The 19,139-nt window shown below is 74.4% G+C and carries 15 protein-coding genes; 5 read left to right on the forward strand and 10 right to left on the reverse strand.

The window, feature by feature from the left end; all coding sequences use genetic code 11:
• Positions 1 to 29: 29 nt before the first annotated feature.
• The 8 genes from ABZ716_RS23375 to ABZ716_RS23410 form a co-directional block, all read right to left on the reverse strand.
• The gene (locus tag ABZ716_RS23375) at positions 30 to 1,109 is read right to left on the reverse strand and encodes a zinc-binding dehydrogenase (protein WP_358961437.1); all 1,080 of its coding nucleotides are present in this window, start codon (positions 1,107 to 1,109) and stop codon (positions 30 to 32) included.
• Positions 1,110 to 1,200: 91 nt separating this feature from the next.
• Positions 1,201 to 2,613 (reverse strand): aldehyde dehydrogenase family protein, encoded by a 1,413-nt coding sequence (locus ABZ716_RS23380; RefSeq protein WP_358961439.1) that lies wholly within the window; start codon positions 2,611 to 2,613, stop codon positions 1,201 to 1,203.
• A 106-nt stretch (positions 2,614 to 2,719) separates the two neighbouring features.
• Positions 2,720 to 4,150 carry a citrate:proton symporter gene (locus tag ABZ716_RS23385; RefSeq protein ID WP_358961442.1) on the reverse strand — a complete coding sequence of 477 codons (1,431 nt, stop codon included), beginning with the start codon at positions 4,148 to 4,150 and terminating at the stop codon, positions 2,720 to 2,722.
• Between the two features lie 73 nt (positions 4,151 to 4,223).
• Positions 4,224 to 6,467: a molybdopterin oxidoreductase family protein gene (locus ABZ716_RS23390; RefSeq protein WP_358961444.1), complete on the reverse strand. Its 2,244-nt coding sequence runs from the start codon at positions 6,465 to 6,467 to the stop codon at positions 4,224 to 4,226.
• A 175-nt stretch (positions 6,468 to 6,642) separates the two neighbouring features.
• The gene (locus tag ABZ716_RS23395; RefSeq protein ID WP_358813746.1) at positions 6,643 to 7,263 is read right to left on the reverse strand and encodes a TetR/AcrR family transcriptional regulator; all 621 of its coding nucleotides are present in this window, start codon (positions 7,261 to 7,263) and stop codon (positions 6,643 to 6,645) included.
• A 65-nt stretch (positions 7,264 to 7,328) separates the two neighbouring features.
• Positions 7,329 to 8,633, reverse strand: coding sequence for a hypothetical protein (locus ABZ716_RS23400; RefSeq protein WP_358961453.1), 1,305 nt, complete (start codon positions 8,631 to 8,633; stop codon positions 7,329 to 7,331).
• Between the two features lie 26 nt (positions 8,634 to 8,659).
• Positions 8,660 to 9,469, reverse strand: a complete 810-nt coding sequence (locus tag ABZ716_RS23405) for a hypothetical protein (RefSeq protein ID WP_358961456.1) — start codon at positions 9,467 to 9,469, stop codon at positions 8,660 to 8,662.
• Between the two features lie 77 nt (positions 9,470 to 9,546).
• Positions 9,547 to 11,718, reverse strand: coding sequence for a right-handed parallel beta-helix repeat-containing protein (locus ABZ716_RS23410; protein ID WP_358961446.1), 2,172 nt, complete (start codon positions 11,716 to 11,718; stop codon positions 9,547 to 9,549).
• A 158-nt stretch (positions 11,719 to 11,876) separates the two neighbouring features.
• Here ABZ716_RS23410 and hmgA point away from each other — a divergent pair, with 158 nt between their 5' ends.
• Positions 11,877 to 13,190 carry a homogentisate 1,2-dioxygenase gene (gene hmgA / locus ABZ716_RS23415; RefSeq protein ID WP_358813702.1) on the forward strand — a complete coding sequence of 438 codons (1,314 nt, stop codon included), beginning with the start codon at positions 11,877 to 11,879 and terminating at the stop codon, positions 13,188 to 13,190.
• 37 nt (positions 13,191 to 13,227) lie between these two features.
• Positions 13,228 to 13,977, forward strand: coding sequence for a GntR family transcriptional regulator (locus tag ABZ716_RS23420; protein WP_358813701.1), 750 nt, complete (start codon positions 13,228 to 13,230; stop codon positions 13,975 to 13,977).
• Positions 13,978 to 13,996: 19 nt separating this feature from the next.
• Here the strand turns inward: ABZ716_RS23420 and ABZ716_RS23425 are convergent, their stop codons facing one another.
• Positions 13,997 to 14,167, reverse strand: coding sequence for a hypothetical protein (locus ABZ716_RS23425; RefSeq protein ID WP_358813700.1), 171 nt, complete (start codon positions 14,165 to 14,167; stop codon positions 13,997 to 13,999).
• 150 nt (positions 14,168 to 14,317) lie between these two features.
• On the opposite strand from ABZ716_RS23425, the gene ABZ716_RS23430 reads away from it, so the two are divergent.
• Positions 14,318 to 15,439 (forward strand): type ISP restriction/modification enzyme, encoded by a 1,122-nt coding sequence (locus ABZ716_RS23430; protein WP_358961458.1) that lies wholly within the window; start codon positions 14,318 to 14,320, stop codon positions 15,437 to 15,439.
• A gap of 170 nt (positions 15,440 to 15,609) precedes the next feature.
• The gene (locus tag ABZ716_RS23435) at positions 15,610 to 16,806 is read left to right on the forward strand and encodes a CaiB/BaiF CoA-transferase family protein (protein WP_358961449.1); all 1,197 of its coding nucleotides are present in this window, start codon (positions 15,610 to 15,612) and stop codon (positions 16,804 to 16,806) included.
• Between the two features lie 107 nt (positions 16,807 to 16,913).
• Here the strand turns inward: ABZ716_RS23435 and ABZ716_RS23440 are convergent, their stop codons facing one another.
• A complete protein-coding gene (locus tag ABZ716_RS23440; RefSeq protein WP_351885882.1) occupies positions 16,914 to 17,183 on the reverse strand; it encodes a hypothetical protein in 270 nt (89 codons plus the stop codon).
• 272 nt (positions 17,184 to 17,455) lie between these two features.
• Between ABZ716_RS23440 and ABZ716_RS23445 the strand changes: the two genes are divergently transcribed.
• On the forward strand, positions 17,456 to 19,139 hold a 1,684-nt coding region (locus tag ABZ716_RS23445), incomplete at its 3' end, for a protein kinase (protein WP_358961451.1).

A 19,139-nucleotide genomic window follows, 5' to 3' on the forward strand; every position in this document is an offset into this window, starting at 1 on the left:
GGTGGTGAGCCGGCGTCGGTGGTCCGGCGCTAGAACACGACCAGGGAGCGGCCGCCCTTGCCCGCGAGCATCGCTTCGAAGGCGGCGGGGATGCCGTCGAGGCCGATGCGGTCGGTGACCATCGCGCCGAGGTCCAGGCGGCCCGCCCGGACGTGCTCGGCGATGACCGGCAGGTCCCGGGCCGGGTCGCTGTTGCCGTACACGCAGCCGCTGAGGGTCCGTGCGAAGTGGAAGATCTCCAGCGCGTGGAACTCCACCCGCTGCTCCTTCCCTCCGATGCCGACGACCGTCGTCCGGCCGCCCCGCCGGGTCGACTCCCAGGCCGCCCGGATGGTCTCCGCCCGCCCCACGCACTCGACGGCCACGTCCGCGCCCCGCCCTTCCGTGAGCGCGCGGATCTCCCTGGCGGTGGTGTCGCAGGCCCGTACGAAGGCGGTGGCTCCGGCGGCCAGCGCCAGTTCCTCCTTGGCCGGGGAGACGTCGACGGCCACGACCGTCCCCGCCCCGGCGATCCGCGCGGCCTGGAGGGCGGCGAGGCCGACGCCGCCGACGCCGAACACCGCCACCGACTCCCCCGCCCGGACCCGGGCGCTGTGGTGCACGGCCCCGTAACCGGTCAGCACCGCGCAGCCGAGCAGGGCCGCCTCCTCCAGCGGGATCCCGGCGGGCGCGGGCAGCACGCAGTTCGCCGCGACGACGGTCTCCTCGGCGAACGCGGCGACGTTCAGCCCGGGGTGCAGCTCCACGCCCTCGGTGTCGTGGGCGTGGACCGCACCGACCCCGGACAGGGCCTTGACGCAGAGCCAGACCTCGCCGATCCGGCAGTGGTGGCACTCCCCGCAGGACGGCGCCCAGTTGAGCACCACCCCGTCGCCCGGGGTGACATGGGTCACCCCGGCGCCGACGGCGAGGACCGTCCCCGCGCCCTCGTGTCCGAGCACGGCGGGGACGGGCACCCGCATGGTGCCGTCGGTGAGGGAGAGGTCGGAGTGGCAGACCCCGGCCGCGGCGAGCCGCACCCGGACCTGTCCGGGGCCGGGGTCGGGCAGCACGATCTCCCTGATCTCCAGCGGGGCTCCGACGGCGGGCAGGATGGCGGCGCGGACCATGGTCGTCGTCTCCGAGTGGTGTCTTCGGCGGGTACGGGCGAAGGCGGGGCGGGCGAAGGGGCGGTTCGGGCGAAGGGGCGGGGCAGCCGGCTCAGAACTGCAGGGACTTGGTCTGGAGGTACTCCCCCAGGCCGTGCGGGCCCAGCTCGCGGCCGACGCCCGACTGCTTGTAGCCGCCGAAGGGCGCGAGCACGTTGAAGCGCCCGCCGTTGATGTCCACCTGCCCGGTGTCCATCCGGCGCGCGAACGCCACGGCCGTCTCGGCGTCCGCCGCCCACACCGCGCCGCCCAGGCCGTAGACGGTGCCGTTGGCGATGTGCAGGGCGTCGTCCTCGTCCTCGTAGGGGAGGATCGCCAGCACGGGGCCGAAGATCTCCTCCTGGGCGATGGTCATGTCGGGCGTGACGTCGGCGAAGACGGTCGGCGCGACGAAGTACCCCCGCTCGTGGGGCGCGTCGGGGCCGCCCGCGACCAGGCGCGCGCCTTCCTCGACGCCCTTGCGGATGTATCCGCGTACCCGCTCGCGCTGGGTGGCGTTGACGACCGGCCCGAGGCGGGTGCCCGGGTCGCGGGGGTCGCCCGAGGGGTACTTGGCGACGGCGGCGGCCGCGAGGGCGACGGCCTCCTCGTACTGGTCCCGGTGGACGAGCATGCGGGTGAGTGCGTTGCAGCTCTGGCCGGTGTTGTTCATGACGTGCCCGACGCCCGCCGCGACGGCCTTGGCCAGGTCGGCCCCGGGCAGGATGACGTTCGCCGACTTGCCGCCGAGTTCGAGGGCGACGCGCTTGACGGCGGCGCCGGCGAGGGCGCCGATCTTCTTTCCGACGGCGGTCGAGCCGGTGAAGGAGACGAGGTCGACCCCTTCGTGCTCGGCCAGCGCCTGCCCGGCGACCGGGCCGGTACCGGTCACCAGATTGAAGACTCCGGCCGGGATGCCCGCCTCGTGCACGGCTTCGGCGAAGAGCTGTGCGGTCAGTGGGGTGTCCTCGGCCGGCTTGAGGACGATCGTGCAGCCGGCGGCGAGAGCGGGTGCCACCTTGGCAACGACCTGGTGCAGCGGATAGTTCCAGGGGGTGATCGCCCCGACCACGCCGACGGGCTCGTGGAACACCGTGGAGTTGCCGAGCCGCTCCTCGAAGGCGTAGGAGGCGGCGAGCTCGGCGTACGAGGAGGCCACCGCGATCGGCGCGCCGGCGTGTACGGCCTCGGCGAAGCCGAGCGGGGAGCCGAGTTCGGCGGTGACGGTCTCGGCGATCTCGGCCTTGCGGGCGACGAGCACGTCCCGCAGGGCCCCGATCAGCGCGCCCCGCTCGGCCGGCGGGGTGGCCGCCCAGCCGGGGAGGGCCGCGCGGGCGGCGCGGACGGCCGCGTCGACGTCCTCGGCCGTACCGGCCGGGACACCGGCGATGACCCGCTCGTCGGCAGGGTTGACCACCTCGATGCGGCCGGATCCGGCGGCGGGCCGCCACTCCCCGCCGATGTACATCCCGTCGTGGGCCTTCATCGCATTCCTCCCGAGCACGCACCGGCGCCTGGACGCACGGACTGACGTTCGCCCACACCCTACAAACTAGCGCCGGTAGTTTTCGGACGGCCAGGGGTCGTACGGGTCAGATGATGCCGAAAAGCATCCCTGCCCCCAGGACCACGAGGGAGGTGAGGGCCGCCCATTTCACGGTGAAGCGGGTGTGGTCGCCGAACTCGACCCCGGCCATGCCGACGAGGACGTAGACGGCCGGAACCAGCGGGCTGGACATGTGCAGGGCCTGCCCGACCAGGGCGGCCCGGGCGATTTCGAGCGGCGGGACCCCGTGGGCGGCGCCCGCCTCGGCCAGGACCGGCAGGACACCGAAGTAGAAGCCGTCGTTCGACATGAAGTAGGTGAGCGGCAGGCTCAGCAGGCCGGTGACCAGGGCCATGTGCGGCCCCATGCCCTCGGGGACGGCTCCGACCAGCCAGTCGGCCATGTGCTTGACCATGCCGGTGCCGGCGAGGACACCGGTGAAGACGGCGGCGGCGAAGACCATGCCGGCGACGTTGAGCACGTTCTCGGCGTGGGCGGCGATCCGCGCCTTCTGGTCGGGCATGTGCGGGAAGTTCACGGTCAGGGCGAGGGCGGCGCCGAGCAGGAACAGCACCGGGATGGGCAGCAGCTCCATGATCATCGCGGTGAGCAGGGCGGCGGTGAGGGCGGCGTTGAACCAGTAGAGGCGGGGGCGGAGGGTGGGGCGGTGGGGGTCCAGGCCCCGGACGGCCCCGGAGGTGTCGCCGTCACGGCCGGATCCGGGGGCGGGGTCCGCGTCCGGGGCGGCGGCGCCGCCCGTGCCAGGGGTACCGGAGCCCCCGGCGGCCGCCTTCGCGCCGGCTCCGGCGGTGACGAGCTCCCCGGCCTCCTGCGCGGGCTCCTCCTCCCCCGGCATCACCAGGGAGCCGACCCGGCGGCGTTCGCGCAGGCCCAGCACGTACGCCAGGACGAACACGAAGACCAGGCCCACGGCCAGGGCCGGGATCATCGGGACGAAGATGTCGGCCGCGTCCAGCTTGAGCGCGGTGGCGGCGCGGGCCGTCGGGCCGCCCCAGGGAAGGGTGTTCATGACCCCGTTGGCGGTCGCGGCGACCCCGGTCATGACCACCAGGCTCAGACCGAGCCGCTTGTAGAGCGGGTACATGGCCGAGACGGTGATCATGAACGTGGTCGAGCCGTCCCCGTCGAGGGAGACGATCGCCGCGAGGACGGCCGTGCCGACCACCACCCGCACGGGGTCGGCCTTGCAGAACCGCAGGATGCCCCGGACGACCGGGTCGAAGAGGCCGACGTCGATCATCACGCCGAAGTAGACGATGGCGAACATGAGCATCGCCGCGGTCGGCGCGAGCTTGCCGACGCCGTCGATGACGTAGTCCCCCAGGTGCGCGCCCTTTCCGGCGAACACGCAGAAGAGCGCGGGGACGAGGACGAGCGCCGCGACGGGCGACATTTTCTTCAGCATGATCAGGACCAGGAAGGTCGCGATCATGGCGAAGCCGAGGAAGGTCAGCATGGGGGGAAGGTAGGTGCCGCCTCCCGGGGCCAACAAGATGTCCGGGCGTGAGCAATACGAGCAAAACCCCAGCTCAGGGCAGGGGTGTCAGGGTGACGGGGAAACCGTTGAGCACCGCGGTGCCCGACAGCGGGTCCAGGCGGCTGCCGTCGAGGAGCTGGTTGACGTTCACCCCGGGGGCGGCGCCGGCCACCGCGAGCCGGGTGCCGTCGCGGTCGTGGCCCCAGCCGTGCGGGAGGCTGACGACGCCGGTGCGGACGGTGTCGGTGACCTCCACCGGGACCTCCAGGCTGCCGCCGTCGGCGGTGACCCTGGCCCGGCCGCCGTCGGCGAGGCCGAGGCGCTCGGCGTCCTGCGGGTGGACCTGGAGGGTGCACCGGTTGGAACCTCCGGTGAGGGCCGGGACGTTGTGCAACCAGCTGTTGTTGGACCGCAGATGGCGGCGGCCCACGAGTACCAGGGCGGCGGGGCGGTCGGCGAGCGCCGCGCGCAGCCGGGGCAGCTCGGCCGCGATCGGGTCCGGCAGCAGCTCGATCCTGCCGCTGCGGGTTCTCAGCAGTCCGGGGAGCCGGGGCCGCAGCGGGCCGAGGTCGATGCCGTGCGGGTGGGCGAGGAGCTTGTCCAGGCTGAGCCCGTCCCGCGCCCGCTCGGGTCCGGCCGCGCCGAACAGGTCACCGTACGGGCCGAGCCGCAGCATCAGGTCGAGCCTGCGCTCGGGGCCGTTCTCGCCGGTCAGCAGTCCGGCGAGGTGCTCGGGGTCGGCCGCGTGCAGGGGGGAGTGCCGGTCGGCGGTCTCCTTGGCGAGGGCGGCGCGGATCGCCGTCTCGTCCACGGCGGCCGGCTCGGCGGAGCCGTGCAGGCCGGAGACGGCCAGCACGAGGCGGGCGAGGATCTCGCACTCGTCCAGCCGGTCCGCCTCCAGGGGGACGGCGGGCCGGGTGTAGCGGACCTGGTTGCGGACGGCGAACCCGTTGAAGGCGAAGTCGTGGTGCGCGCTCTGGGAGGGCGGCGGCGGGGGCAGGACGACATGGGCGTGGCGGGAGGTCTCGTTCAGGTAGGGGTCGACGCTGACCATGAAGTCGAGCCCGGCCAGGGCAGCGTCGAGCCGCCTGCCGTCCGGGGCGGACAGCACGGGGTTGGCCGCGATCGCGATCAGGGCACGGATGCGCCCCTCCCCCGGCGTTTCGATCTCCTCGGCCAGGGCGGCGGTGGGCAGTTCGCTCTTGGCCTCGGGGTGACCGCTGACCCTGCTGTGCCAGCGGCCGAGGGAGAAGCCCTTGCCGGGCCCGGCGGGGCGGGGCCGCGGGCCGGCGGCGGGGAGCGGGAAGAGGGCCCCGCCGGGGCGGTCGAGGTTGCCGGTGAGGATGTTCAGGACGTCGACGAGCCAGCTGGCGAGCGTCCCGTACTCGACGGTGCAGCTGCCGATCCGCCCGTAGACGGCGGCGGTCGGCGAGGCCGCGAGCTCCCGGGCGAGGGTGCGGATCTCCCCGGCGGGCAGGTCGCAGGCGGGGGCGACGGCCTCAGGAGTGAAACTCCCGAGGGCGTCGGCGAGTTCCCCGAGTCCTTCGGTGTGCCCCGCGAGGGCGCCCGGGGCGTCCAGGCCCTCCTCCAGGAGGGTGTGCGCGAGGGCCGCCAGGAGCAGGGCGTCGCTGCCGGGGCGCGGCGCGAGGTGCCGGTCGGCGAGCCGGGCGGTACGGGTGCGGCGCGGGTCGACGACGACGAGCGTGCCGCCCCTGGCCCGCAGGGCCTTCAGCCGGCCGGGGAAGTCGGGGGCGGTGCACAGGGAGCCGTTGGACTCGACGGGGTTGGCGCCGATGAGCAGGAGGAAGTCCGTGCGGTCCAGGTCGGGTACCGGGATGGCGAAGGGGTCGCCGAACAGCAGCCCGCTGGAGACGTGTTTGGGCATCTGGTCGAGGGTGCTGGCGGTGAAGAGGTTGCGGGTGCCGAGGGCGCCGAGGAGGAGCGGCGGGTAGAGGGCTCCGGCCATCGTGTGGACGTTGGGATTGCCGAGGACGACGCCCACGGACTGGGCGCCGTGCTCCCGTACGAGGGCGGGCACGGCGGCGGCGATCGTCTCGTACGCCTCGTCCCAGCCGGCTTCCCGCAGCCGTCCGCCGCGGCGGACGAGGGGGGTGCGCAGCCGGTCGGGGTCGCCGTCGAGGGCGCCGAAGGCGGCGCCCTTGGGGCAGATGAAGCCGCGGCTGAAGACGTCGTCGTGGTCGCCGCGGGCTCCGGTGACGGTGGTGCCCTCAAGGGTGAGGGTGAGGCCGCAGGTGGCCTCGCAGAGGGGGCAGATACGCAGGGCGGTGCGGGGCATGGACCCTCCCGGGGGCGGCAGGCGACGGCACGGGCGCGGACCGGCGGGGTCCCGCCACGCGGCGCGCCCGCGGGCGGCCCCGAGCATACCGACCGGTAGGGACGGCGGGGAGGGGGTTGCAGCGTTGCGGCGGCCGTCCGGGCCGCCTGACGGGAGCGGCCGGGCGGGGGCCGTGTCAGTCGAGGACGCGGGCCAGGTAGGCGTGCATCATCGCCCGGGTCTCGTCGATGATCCCGGGGTCCCCGGCCGGATCGGCGCGGAAGGCCAGCTGGACGAGGGCGTCGGTGGCCTCGACGGCCACCAGCACCGCACGCCCGAGGTCCGGCCCGGGGGTGAGCCCGAGGTGGGCGCACAGGAGCCCGGCGAGGCGCTCGGCGACCTGGTGGTTGGGGTCGGCGGCGGGCCCTTCGGCGGGGGGCGCGGGCACTCCGAAGTCCACGAGGGCGAAGCCGGGGACGGTCCGTTTCATGGCCAGGTACTCGTCCAGCACGGCGTCGACGACGGGCCGCCAGTCGGTCGCGGGGAGCCCGGCGAGGCGCGCGGTGATGCCCTCGGCGTAGCGGTCGAGGTTGCGCTGGGCCAGGGCGGCGGCCATGGCGCGCTTGTTGCCGAAGAAGCGGTAGACGGAGCCGATGGGGACGCCGGCGCGGACGGCGACGGTGCGGGTGCTGAGGTTCTCGTAGCCGGTCTCGTCGAGGAGTTCGGCGCAGGCGTCGAGTATCCGGGCGAGGCGGTCGGCGCTGCGCTGCTGGACCGGGGTGCGGCGCAGGGGGTGGGCGGGAGGCACGGGATCCATCATGCCCTTCCCGGCGGCGCCCGGTTCCGCTCAGCGCAGTTCGGTTCAGTTCGGTTCAGTTCAGTTCAGTTCAGGAGCAGGGTGAGCCCGCCGATGGTGTACGTGATCATCAGCGCGAGGAGCGGCAGCTGTCCGGCGACGGCCCTCGCCGGGGGGAAGAGGCGTACGGAACGGTCGTGCGCGGCGACCACACCGAGGACGTGGCCGGTGACGACGGCGATCACCTGGAGGGCGGCGAGAGCGCCGGGACCCAAGGGGGGACTGGGCTCGGGGCCGTTGTCAGTGCCGAGTGCCATGCTTACTGTGCGTGGTCCTTCGGTGACGAGGAGGGAGAAGTAGTGGGCGATGAGATAGCCGAGGGCGATCGGCACGAGTGAGTGCGCGAAGGCGGTCAGCGGGCGGGGGTGCGGGCCGCTGACGAGGCGGGTGGCTCCGGCGCACAGGCAGTAGAGGGCCGCGACGAGGGCGATGGAGCCGAGGAGTCCGAGCGTGGCCGTGGGGACGCGGCCGAGGGGGGAGGTCTGAGTGGCGTTGATCCAGGAGGGGTTGTCGGAGTAGCCGTCGTAGGCGGTGGAGCCGAGGAGGACGCAGACAGTGGCGACGAGTCCGGGCCGCTCGGGTGTCGCGTCGAGTCCGTGGAAGGGGTTGCGCAGGACGAGGCGGCCGTCGTCGCGGCGGCCGAGGGGGGAGAGGCGGGCCAGGAGTACGGAGTAGGTCTCGAAGGGGTCGGCACTGGTGAACCACGCCTCGCCGAAGCGGGCGGCGAGCAGCAGGTGCAGGGCGGTGTAGCAGATGAGGGCGGTCAGGAGGGTGGTGGTGGATGCGGGATCGGGAGAGACCAGTTCGAGCCAGGTGAAGGCCAACAGCCCGGCGGCGGCGGGCCATTGGCCGAGGCCGGGCGGCAGGGGGCGGCCCGCTTCCGGCGGGCGGCGGCGGGCCCCGCTCAGGAGGCGGTGCAGGGTGCGGAGCGGGTTGAGCAGGCGCCAGACGGGGCCCAGGAGGAGGGAGGCGGGCACGAGTCCGACCCACAACAGGACGTAGACGGCGCCGGGAGCGGGGTTGCGGGCGGGGTCGTCGGGACCGAGGAGGAGGTGGAGGAGTACGGCGAGGGCTGCGGCGAGACCCAGTCCGCGCAGGGCGGTGCGGGTGGCCGGCGCGTCGGCCACCCGCTGGAGCCCGGCGGGCAGGGCGAGTCCGGAGCGGTCGCCGCGGAAGCGGGACGTGGACCACAGCAGGCCGAGTGCCAGGAAGGAGACGAAGAGCGCGGCGAAGGCGCCGGCGAAGGCGTAGAAGGGGGAGACCGGCAGGTCGTGCTGGGAGCCGATCCCGTGCGCCAGGAGGACCGGCGGACCGGCCGGACGGGGGTTCATGGGAAGGGGGGCCAGGGGAAGGGGGGTCATCGGACGAGGAGCTGGGTCAGGACGAGTGCGGACGCGTGGGTCTCGACCTCGAAGAGACCCGTGCGGTCGGCGGTGAGGACCAGGGTGGCCTCCTGGCCCGCCGACAGGGCCAGTTCCTTGTCGTAGCCGTGGACGTGCAGGGTGTCGGCGCGGTCGCTGGTGACGTGCAGGGCGATCCGCTCGCCCCGCCTGAGCTCGGTGCGGCCGGTGGGCGGGAACACCTTGCCGTCGCGGACGGTGAGGGTGAGGGTCCGGTCGGCCTCGGGTGTCGCCGGGGTGCCGGTCGGGGCCGGCGGGGTGTGGCTGTGGGAGTCCTGGCCCGGGGGGCCCGCGGTCAGCTGTACCGCCGTCTCGACCGGCTTGCCGGCCACGGCCCAGGCGGTGTGGTCGTCCGCGTAGAGGCGGACGGTCAGGGTGTGCGGGCCCGGGGGCACCTGCGCCGCGGGCAGGTGGAACCAGGGGCCGTACAGGCGGGCCAGCATGTGGCCGTCGAGGTCCAGGTGGGCGTGGCCGGCTCCGGGGAGGGCGGCGCCGCCGGTGCTGTCGGGGGTGAAGCGGAAGCCGGTCACGGCCAGCTGGAGGTTCCAGCCGTCCTCGGAGTCGGGGCGGACCGTGAGCCGTACCTGGGGCGCGCCCTGGGCGGGGACCTCGCGCAGGCGGTGTCCGCTGCCGTCCGGGGTGTCGAGCAGGGTGCCGGTGTCGCCGGTGGCCTGTTCGTGGGTGGTGCCGGGTTTGTGGTGGGTGGTGGCCCGGCCTCCGCAGCCGGTGGCCGCGCCGCCCGTGAGCAGGAGCAGGAGTGCCACCAGTGCCGTCGTACGGGCGGAGCGGCGGGGCGGGCGCGCGGCGGGGGCGGCGGCCGGGCAGGCGTCGCAGCGGGCGGCGGTCACTGTTCGTCTCCCGGACGGGGGGTCGCGGGCCAGGCCGTGGTGGGGCGGGCCGAGCGCCGGGCCGAGGCGTCGCGGGCCGGGGCCGGGTCCACGGGGCCGGGGGTGCGGTCACCGGCCGGGGCTTCGCCCGGGCCCGAGGGGCGGGCCGGGGCGGGCGGGCCGGGCCGGGCGGAGGCGACAACCGCCCACAGCACCCACACCACCGCGACCAGGGACCGTATCCAGGCGGGGCTGAGCGGGATCCAGGGGATCATCAGGACGGCCTTGTCGAAGGCGTCCAGCAGGGTCAGGGCGCCCAGCAGCAGGGTGAGGCGGGCCAGCCAGGGCCGGCCGGGGCGCAGGGCCAGGCCGGTGCCGGTCCACCACAGGCCGAGCAGGAGCAGGGCGAGGGCGGGAACGGCGGTGTGTGTGAGGGACATCGTGGAGCCGGCGACGTCCAGGGTCAGCCCGGCCAGACCCAGCAGGGCGGCCGCCGTGCCCAGCCGGGAGCGGCGCAGCCGGCGCGCCCACAGGACCCCGCCGACCAGCAGCAGCACCGCCGCCACCGCGAGGGCGATCTGGGTCTCGACCCGCTCCAGGCCCCGGGCCCCGTACCAGTCGCAGCCGGCCGGGAGCTTGCGGGCCTGGACGTTGTAGTCGGCGCAGACCAGCAACTGCGTCAGCTTGACCGGCTCGCCCACGAGCCGGGCCGAGCCGCCGCTGACCTCGCCGCGCGCCGTCCCGCACCGCGGGAGCGTGCCGGGGGTGGAGCCGTCGGGTCCGTCCTGCCAGCAGTTGCCCCGGCCCTGCCCGTCCCACCACACATCGCTGCCGTTGGGGCGGGAGGCTCCGGAGGCGTCCTTGCCGAGGATGTTTCCGGCGTAGCGGTTGTGGTGGGAGGTGTCGGTCTGCTTGGACCACTTCTCCTCACCGCGGATGAAGGCGGGCACCGCGCTGAGGAAGAACCCGGCGCGCCGGTGCCCGTAGACCCAGTTGTTCTCGTAGACGTTCCAGTTGCCGCCGGCGGTGATGATGCCGGTGCCCGGCGGCATGGATATCTGCGGGCAGACCACGCCCTGTTCGTAGCCGCGGGCGGCGGGCGGCTTGGCGCAGGTGCCGTCGGCGACGTAGTGGTAGTAGTCGGCGTTGTTGTCGTGGATCAGGTTCCGCTCGAAGCGGGCGTGGTTCTGCGGCAGGCCGGGGTGGCCGGGGAAGGCGCTGTCCATCGAGGCGCCGCCCATGTTCTGGTCGAACTCGTTGTCGTGGACCCAGACCGAGTCCCCCGCGGTCCCGGAGTAGCCAACCATGTTGTGGTGGCTGCGGCAGCCGGTGATCTCGATGGAGTAGCGGGGCACGTCGTAGCCGCGGCCGTCGTTGATGTTCGAGGCGCTGCCGGGGTAGATGCCGGAGTCGCCGTTGCCGTAGGACTCGCAGTTCCTGTAGAGCCCGTGGTCGCTGGCGAAGGTCAGGAAGCCGTACTCGTCGTTCCAGCGGGTGAGGACGTCGTCGATGACGAAGCCGTCGGCCGCGAGCACGTACAGGGAGTTGAAGGTCGTGCGCTGCGCGGTGAAGTTGCGGAAGTAGACGCCGTCGGACCGGTCGGCGCGGATGGCGTTGAGCTTCTGGTACTTGGCGTCGATGACCACGTCCGTGCGGGCGGCGCCGGTGCCCTCGATCTGGAGGTCCTTCTTGCCGAGGATCGCGACGAGGTTCTGGTTGTGGCGGCACCGCACCTGCTGCTCGTAGGACAGGATCTGGTAGCCGAGCGCGGAGTCGGGGGCCTTGAGGTGCGCGCACTCCCCCGTCGGCCGGGGCAGCGAGGGCTCCTCCTCGTAGAGGCCGGGCAGGACCGCGATGTTCATCCCCGGCCGGTCGACGGCGTCCACGGCCTCCTGGAGGTGGCGGTAGCCACTGCTCTGGCAGCGCTCGTAGAGGGTGAGGTTGTGCTGTCTGAGCTGCTCGGGGAAGCCGGCGGTGCGGCGCTCGAAGTCGGCCCGGTCGGTCTTGCAGACCAGCAGGTCGGGCTCGGCGGCGCGGTAGCGCGGGAAGGATCCGGAGCCGTCGGGGAGGGTGACGGGGCGCTCCTCGTGCGCGCGGGCGGCGGGCGCGGCGGCGAGGAGGGAAAGGAGAGCGAGGAGGGCGGCGAGGAGCGCCGCCGGCATGGCAGGGAACCTGCGGGTCCACGACATGCGCGAGAGAGTAGAGCAATGTTCACCTTTTGGGATCCCCCCGCGCACGCCCCAGCACGCGGCCCCGGACGGGCCTGGCCGGAAACACGTCGTTGACGTGCGGGTCGCGGAATCCTACTGTCAACCATAGGATTCCTTCGACGGAGCGGGAGCAGCCCATGAGTGAGCAGGCCAGGAAGACGGCGCAGGCGCTGGAGTACCTCACCGGCTTCGGCAACGAGCACAGCTCGGAGGCCGTGCCCGGCGCCCTGCCGCTCGGCCGCAACTCCCCCCAACGCGCCCCCCTCGGCCTCTACGCCGAGCAGCTCAGCGGCTCCGCCTTCACCGAGCCGCGCCGCCACAACCGGCGCTCCTGGCTCTACCGGATCCGCCCCTCCGCCGCGCACCCGGCCTTCACCCGCGTCGACAACGGCGCCCTGCGCACCGGCCCCTTCACCGAGACCGTCCCCGACCCCAACCGGCTGCGCTGGAACCCGCTGCCCGACCCGGCCCCCGGCACCGACTTCCTCTCCGGCCTGTGGACCCTGGGCGGCAACGGCGACGCCACCCAGCGCACGGGCATGGCCGTCCACCTCTACTCCGCCAACGCCGACATGACCGACCGGGTGTTCAGCGACTCGGACGGCGAGCTGCTGATCGTCCCCGAGCGCGGCGGCCTGCTGCTGCGCACCGAGCTCGGCCTGCTCAGCGCCGGCCCCGGCGAGGTGGCCCTGATCCCGCGCGGCGTCCGCTTCCGCGTCGAGCTCCTGGACGGCGACGCCCGCGGCTACGTCTGCGAGAACTACGGCCGGCCCTTCGAGCTGCCGGACCTCGGCCCCATCGGCGCCAACGGCCTGGCCGCCGCCCGCGACTTCCGGGCGCCGGTCGCCGCGTACGAGGACAGCGAGCGCCCGACCGAGGTGGTCAACAAGTTCTGCGGGAACCTCTGGGCCGCGACCTACGACCACTCCCCCCTCGACGTGGTCGCCTGGCACGGCACGCACGTCCCGTACGTCTACGACCTGCGGAAGTTCAACGTCATCGGGTCCATCAGCTACGACCACCCGGACCCGTCCATCTTCACGGTCCTGACCTCGCCCTCCGACACCGCGGGCCTGGCGGGGGTGGACTTCGTGGTCTTCGCGCCCCGCTGGCTGGTCGGCGAGGACACCTTCCGCCCGCCGTACTTCCACCGGAACGTGATGAGCGAGTACATGGGCCTGATCGAGGGCGCCTACGACGCGAAGGCCGAGGGCTTCGTCCCCGGCGGCGGCTCGCTGCACAACATGATGTCCGCGCACGGACCCGACCGGGAGACCTTCGACAAGGCGAGCGCCGCCGAGCTGAAGCCGCAGCGGATCGACGACGGCCTGGCCTTCATGTTCGAGACCCGCTGGCCCATCACCGCCACCGCCCAGGCGGCCGGCGCCGAACACCTCCAGCGCGGGTACGACGGTGTCTGGGAGGGTCTGGAGCGGCACTTCCGCGCCTAGTATTCCCCCAGCCCCCTGCTCCGACGGAGAACCACCCGTGACCGCCTTCGCCCCCGACTCCCTGGTACTGAACCGGAAGCTGCCGCTCTGGTACCAGGTGTCACAGTCGTTGCGCGCCTCGATACTCGGCCGCACCCCGGACGCCTCGCTGCGCCTGCCGACCGAGGAACAGCTCGCCGAGCACTACGGGGTCAGCGTGCTGACGATGCGCCAGGCGCTCAAGGAGCTGGAGGGCGAGGGCCTCATCAGCCGGCACCGGCGGCGCGGGACCTTCATCGAGCCCGGCGCCCGCCGCAGCGCCCCGGTGCGGCTGCTGGGCTCGCTCGACGCGATCGTGGCGCAGCAGTCGGGTGAGGCGACGACGGTCCTCGGCCATGAGCGGACGCCGGTGTCCGGGGAGCTGCTGGAGCACTTCCCGGACCTGCCGGAGGTGGTCACCTACCGCCGCCTGCGGCGCGACGGCCGCGGCGGGGAGCCGACGAACTGGGCGGAGAACGCGGTGCGCCCCGAGTTCGCCGAAGCGGTGGACCTCGCGGACCTGGAGCGCTGGCCCATGACCAAGGTCCTGCGCGACGTGGTCGGGGTGCGGATCAGCCGGATCACGGACACCGTCGAGGCGCGCCTCGCCGACCCGGAGACGGCCGAGCTGCTCCAGGTGCCGCTGCTGAGCCCGATCCTGCACTACACGGGCGTGTCCTACGGGGAGGACGGCCGGGTGGTCGACGTGGCCCGTATCCGGTACCGGGGCGACCGGTTCTCCTTCACGGTCACCGTCGACGCACCCTGAGCCGCCGCTTCGGAACGCTTCACTTCTGCTGTTCGTTCTCCTCCGCGAGGCGCTCGCCCTCCGCCTGCGAGGGCGTGGTGCGCATCGTCTGAGGGTGGTGGAGCTGCTCCCGCTGCTTGTCGTCCATGTCCTCGTCGAGCCGTTCTCCCTCGGCCTGCGAGGGGGTCGAATACTCGTCGTACTGACTCATGGCCCGCTCCTCGGTCGGTACCGATGCGTACATACATGACCTATACGTACATAAGGAGCGTAACGCTTCGGCCGGGACGCGGCCCGGCCCCGGCCGGCCGTCGCTACCATCTGCCGGGTGAGCGACGACGTACCGCTGCTGGACGATCTGATGCCCTGGGCCGTGAGCGGCCTGCGCCTGGGCCGCGCCTGGGTGGCGGCCCCCGATCCGGCCGTGCTGCGCGCCCGCTGGGCGGCCCTGACCGGGGCCGAAGGGCAGGAGCGGGAGCGGCTGTTCCGGCCGAGCCGGGTCCGTACGCCCTCCGCCGGCGCGGCCGCCCTGCCGGGGCAGCGCTCGGCCACCGCCCGCTTCACCGACGACCCCGGCCCCTTCCCCGAGCCGGTACGGGTGCTGCGCGCGCCCTTCGACGAGCAGTGGCTTCTCCCCGACCAGCGGCTCATCGACGCGGCCCGGCCCGAGCTGTGGAGGGTCCTGGACGCCGGGCAGATGTTCCTGCTGGAGGCCCCCGGCCTGCTGGTCACCCCGCACCTCCCGGCCGGCCGGCTCGGCCGGATCCGCCCGCTGCACCGGCGCCCGGGCGGCGTGGAGGCGAACCTGGCGCCGGGGCTGCTCGCGCTGCTCGGCGGCCGCTACGGCGCCCCGGTCACCCCGCAGGACATGCTGTGCTGGATCCTCGCGGCGGGCCGCCCCGGCCCCCGGGGGTACGAGGTCCCCCTCGCCGCCGACCCCGGGCGCTGGCGGGCCGGGCTGGAGCTGGGCCACCGCCTGCTCGCCGTCCAGCTGCGCGGGGCGCACGACGGGCAGCCGCCCCGGCTGCCGGGCGGGCGGCGCCCGTACGTGCGGGCGGCGGTCACGGCCTGGCCGCGGGAGCTCGGGTACGACCCGGAGACCCAGACGCTGACGGTCGGGGACGGGGCCGTCTCCCCCGTTCCGCCGGGGGCGTGGGAGTACGAGGCGCAGGGGGTCCGGGTGCTGGACTCCTGGTTCGCGGCCCGGTGCGCGCACCGGGAGCCGCAGGCGCAGGGCCTGGAGGGCCTCGGGCCTGCCGAGTGGCCGCAGAGCTGGACCTCGGAGCTGCTCGCCCTGGTGACCACCCTGGCGCTGCTGGCCGATCTGGCGCCGGAGCGGGCCGCGTTCGAGCCGGGCCCGCCGCTCCCGGCCGCGGACCTGACGGCTGCCGGGGTGCTGCCGCCGCCCCACTGGTCCCGCCGCCCGGCGTCGGTCCTGGACCACCAGGAGGAGGGCCCCGGGGGCCAGTTCGCCCTGCTCTGAGCCGGCCGAGGCGCCGGCCCGGGCCTTCGCACCCCTGGCGGCCCCGCGACCGCGCGGCCGGGAGACGAGGCGGCCGGAGCCCAAGAACGTACCCCCGTGAACCGGGCATTCCACCCCGCATCCGCCCCCGGGCAGTGACAGACCCCGCCAACGCCCGGTAGGCAAGGCCCATGACCACCGAACCGCTCCCCCTGGCCGGGCTCACCGTCGTCGCCGTCGAGCAGGCCGTCTCCGCCCCCTTCGCCACCCGTCAGCTCGCCGACCTGGGAGCCAGGGTGATCAAGGTGGAGCGGCCCGACGGCGGTGACTTCGCCCGCGGCTACGACACCGCCGCCCACGGCCTGGCCTCGCACTTCGTCTGGGCCAACCGGGGCAAGGAGTCCCTCGCCCTGGACCTGAAGGACCCGCGCGGGCGGGAGGTGCTGCACGCGCTGCTGGACGGCGCCGACGTGTTCGTGCAGAACCTCGCCCAGGGGGCCGCCGCCCGCCTCGGGCTCGACGCGGCCGCGCTGTGCGCCCGCTACCCCCGGCTGGTCGCCGTGGACATCTCCGGCTACGGCGCGCAGGGCCCGTACGCCCACAAGCGGGCCTACGACATGCTCGTGCAGTGCGAGGCGGGGCTGGTGTCGGTGACCGGGACGCCGGAGCGGCCCGTGAAGGCGGGGATCCCGGCCGCCGATATCGCGGCCGCCATGTACGCCTTCTCCGGGGTGCTCGCGGCGCTGCTGCGGCGCGGGACCACGGGACGCGGCGGGCCGGTGGAGGTGTCGATGCTGGACGCGCTCGCCGAGTGGATGGGGCATCCGCTGCACCACACGATGCACGGCGGGGAGCAGCCCGTCCGCACGGGCCTGGCGCACGCGGTGATCGCCCCGTACGACGCGTACCCGACGGCCGACGGGGACCAGGTCCTGCTGTCGGTGCAGAACGACCGCGAGTGGCGGCGGCTGGCCCGCGAGGTGCTGGAGCGGCCCGAGCTGGCCGAGGACCCGGCGTTCGCGACGAACGCGGCCCGCACGCGGGGCCGGGAGGACACCGACGCGGTGGTGGCCGGGGTGCTCGGCAAGCTGTCGGCGGCGCAGGCCCTGGAGCGGCTGGAGGCGGCAGGGATCGCCTGCGCCCGGATCAACTCGGTGGCGCAGCTGGCCGGGCATCCCCAGCTGGCGGCCCGGGACCGGTGGCGGGAGGTGGATTCGCCGGCGGGCCCGCTGCGGGCGCTGCTGCCGCCGATCGGGCTGCCGGGTGGCGCGCAGGCACGGATGGGAGCGGTGCCCGCGCTCGGCGAGCACACCGACGCCCTGTTGCGCGCCCTGGGGATGACGGACGCGCGCATCGCGGAACTGCGCGGGGACGGTGTGGTCGCCTGAGGCCGGGGCGTCGGGACGCCGACGCGGGGTACGCCGGAGGAAGGGGACGGGAGCCGGGTGCAGCCGGACGGGCCGGCTGCGCTACGGGGACGGTCGCCGGGGGACGGTTACGAGCGACGGCTGCCGAACAGGGTGCGCCGCAGCCTGCGCAGCGGGGCGAACAGCGCGACGCGCGCGCTCCGGCTCCGCTGGACGTGGGTGTGGTCGCGGGAGGTGAGCTCGCGCATCAGCAGGGTCGCCTCGGCCACTTCGTGGTGCGGGGCGGCGGGTCCGCCCAGCACGGCGAGGTGGCGGTCGAGGCGCGAGCTGACCGCGCTGCTCCCGCAGGTGATGGCAGGCACGCGGGGCGGCCTGCTGCGCATTGCTATCTGTTCCATGTCTCTCCCCACCCGTACGAGGGCACCCGGCCCGGGCAGGGTAACCCTATCGCCTGCCGAATGCCCTCGGGTATCCCGGTGGTGTGAATTACCCCTGTGAGTACGGGTAGTTGACGATTACTCAGCGGAGTTGCCCGTCACTCTCCGTGCGAGGAGCGGCACTTGGGAACACGCTCCGTGAGGGGCTCCAGGGAGTGTCGTCACGACAGGGGCCACCGCGGCCCCGCTGCGCTAACTTGGAGTGATCACCCGATGACAGCAGGGGGAATCGCGTGAGTGCCGACGTAAGCGGGGAGTCCGGGCGTGTCATCTCCGGGCGGTACCGGCTGCTCGCTCCACTGGGCCGCGGCGCCGCCGGCGTCGTGTGGCGCGCCCGGGACGAGGTCCTCGCCCGGGAGGTCGCCGTCAAGGAGGTGCGCGCCCCCGCCGGGCTGGACGCGGCCGGGACCGCGCGGCTGTACCGGCGGCTGGAGCGGGAGGCGTGGGCGGCCGCCCGGGTCTCCCACCGCGGGGTCGTCACGGTCTACGACGTGGCCTCCGAGGACGGCCGGCCCTGGATCGTGATGGAGCTGGTGCGCGGGCTCTCCCTGGCGGAGGTGCTGGAGGGCGAGGGGCCGATGACCCCGCAGCGCACCGCGCACCTGGGCGAGCAGGTCCTGGCGGCGCTGAGCGCGGCGCACGGGTCCGGGGTGCTGCACCGGGACGTGAAGCCCGCCAACGTGCTGGTCGCCAACGACGGGCGGGTGCTGCTGAGCGACTTCGGGACCGCCGCCGTGACGGGCTCCGCACCGGAGACGATGACCGGCGAGCTGCTCGGCTCCCCCGAGTTCCTCGCCCCCGAGCGGGTGCTGGGGCACGAGCCCGGCCCCGAGGCGGACCTGTGGTCGCTCGGGGTGCTGCTGTACACGGCCGTGGAGGGGGTCTCGCCCTTCCTGCGGGACGGCCCGGCGGCCACCCTGGAGGCCGTGGTGGACGGGGAGCCGCCCCCGCCGCGTCGGGCCGGCCCGCTGGAGCCCGTACTGGAGGGGCTGCTGCGCAAGGACCCGGCCGCGCGGCTGCCCGCGGCGGAGGCCGCCCGGATGCTGCGGATCGTCGGCGCGGGGGGCGCCGTACGGGATCCGGGCGGCCCGGTGTGGGACCCCGGGGCGCCGACGGCGGTCCTGGCGGGGCCGTACGAAGCGGGGCCGCACCAGGGGCCGTACGAGTACGAGCGGGAGCACGGGCCGGCGCCGGTCCCGTCGGAACCCTTGCTCGCACAGCCGGAACAGGGCGGGAGCGGGGCGGGCGTGGTGCTGGCCGTCGCCGTCGTGGCGCTGCTGGCGGTGCTGGTCCTGCTGCTGTGGCTGCTGCTGCGCGACACCGGGGGCGGGGCGGGCGGGCCGGCCGGGAGCCCGGGCACCTCGACGCCGCATTCGCCGTCGGCGCCGGCCTCGGATCCGGCTCCGTCCTCCCCGCCGGCGAGTACGGGGCCCGCGCAGAGCGTCACCCTGTACGCGCACCCCCTGCGCGCCGCCTACGCCGGGAGCTGCCCGCCGCCGGAGACGGGCGCGCCCGCGTTCACCGCCACCATCGAGGTGGCCCTGACGCCCGCCGTGGTGGAGTACCGCTGGGCCAGGCTGGACGGGTCCACGTCCGGGGAGCCCTGGCAGAGCATCACGTACGAGGCGGGCGGGGCGCGGACCCGCCAGCTCGACCACACCGAGCCGGTGGGCACGGCGGGCCGGACGGTGCAGGACGCGGTACGGCTGGAGGTGCGGGCACCGCAGCTGAAGACCTCGTCCTGGATGGAGTTCTCCGTGGCGTGCGCGGAGGAGACCCCGACGGGCGGGGCCTCCTCCCCGGGTTCTCCGGCGAGCCCTGCGGGTCCCTCCGCCGGGACGTCGGCGCCGGCCACCAGGCCGAGCTTGGTGAGGGTGAGCGGGGAGTGGACGTCGGGGTGCAGCATCAGCCCGCTGA

The sequence above is a fragment of the Streptomyces sp. NPDC006687 genome (assembly GCF_040636215.1).
GTDB lineage: Bacteria > Actinomycetota > Actinomycetes > Streptomycetales > Streptomycetaceae > Streptomyces.

Coding starts and splice junctions, on each gene's coding strand:
- ABZ716_RS23375 (WP_358961437.1), bottom strand. CDS start 1,109: ATGGTCCGCGCCGCCATCCTGCCCGCCGTCGGAGCCCCGCTGGAGATC.
- ABZ716_RS23380 (WP_358961439.1), bottom strand. CDS start 2,613: ATGAAGGCCCACGACGGGATGTACATCGGCGGGGAGTGGCGGCCCGCC.
- ABZ716_RS23385 (WP_358961442.1), bottom strand. CDS start 4,150: ATGCTGACCTTCCTCGGCTTCGCCATGATCGCGACCTTCCTGGTCCTG.
- ABZ716_RS23390 (WP_358961444.1), bottom strand. CDS start 6,467: ATGCCCCGCACCGCCCTGCGTATCTGCCCCCTCTGCGAGGCCACCTGC.
- ABZ716_RS23395 (WP_358813746.1), bottom strand. CDS start 7,263: ATGGATCCCGTGCCTCCCGCCCACCCCCTGCGCCGCACCCCGGTCCAG.
- ABZ716_RS23400 (WP_358961453.1), bottom strand. CDS start 8,633: ATGAACCCCCGTCCGGCCGGTCCGCCGGTCCTCCTGGCGCACGGGATC.
- ABZ716_RS23410 (WP_358961446.1), bottom strand. CDS start 11,718: ATGTCGTGGACCCGCAGGTTCCCTGCCATGCCGGCGGCGCTCCTCGCC.
- hmgA (WP_358813702.1), top strand. CDS start 11,877: ATGAGTGAGCAGGCCAGGAAGACGGCGCAGGCGCTGGAGTACCTCACC.
- ABZ716_RS23425 (WP_358813700.1), bottom strand. CDS start 14,167: ATGAGTCAGTACGACGAGTATTCGACCCCCTCGCAGGCCGAGGGAGAA.
- ABZ716_RS23430 (WP_358961458.1), top strand. CDS start 14,318: ATGCCCTGGGCCGTGAGCGGCCTGCGCCTGGGCCGCGCCTGGGTGGCG.
- ABZ716_RS23435 (WP_358961449.1), top strand. CDS start 15,610: ATGACCACCGAACCGCTCCCCCTGGCCGGGCTCACCGTCGTCGCCGTC.
- ABZ716_RS23440 (WP_351885882.1), bottom strand. CDS start 17,183: ATGGAACAGATAGCAATGCGCAGCAGGCCGCCCCGCGTGCCTGCCATC.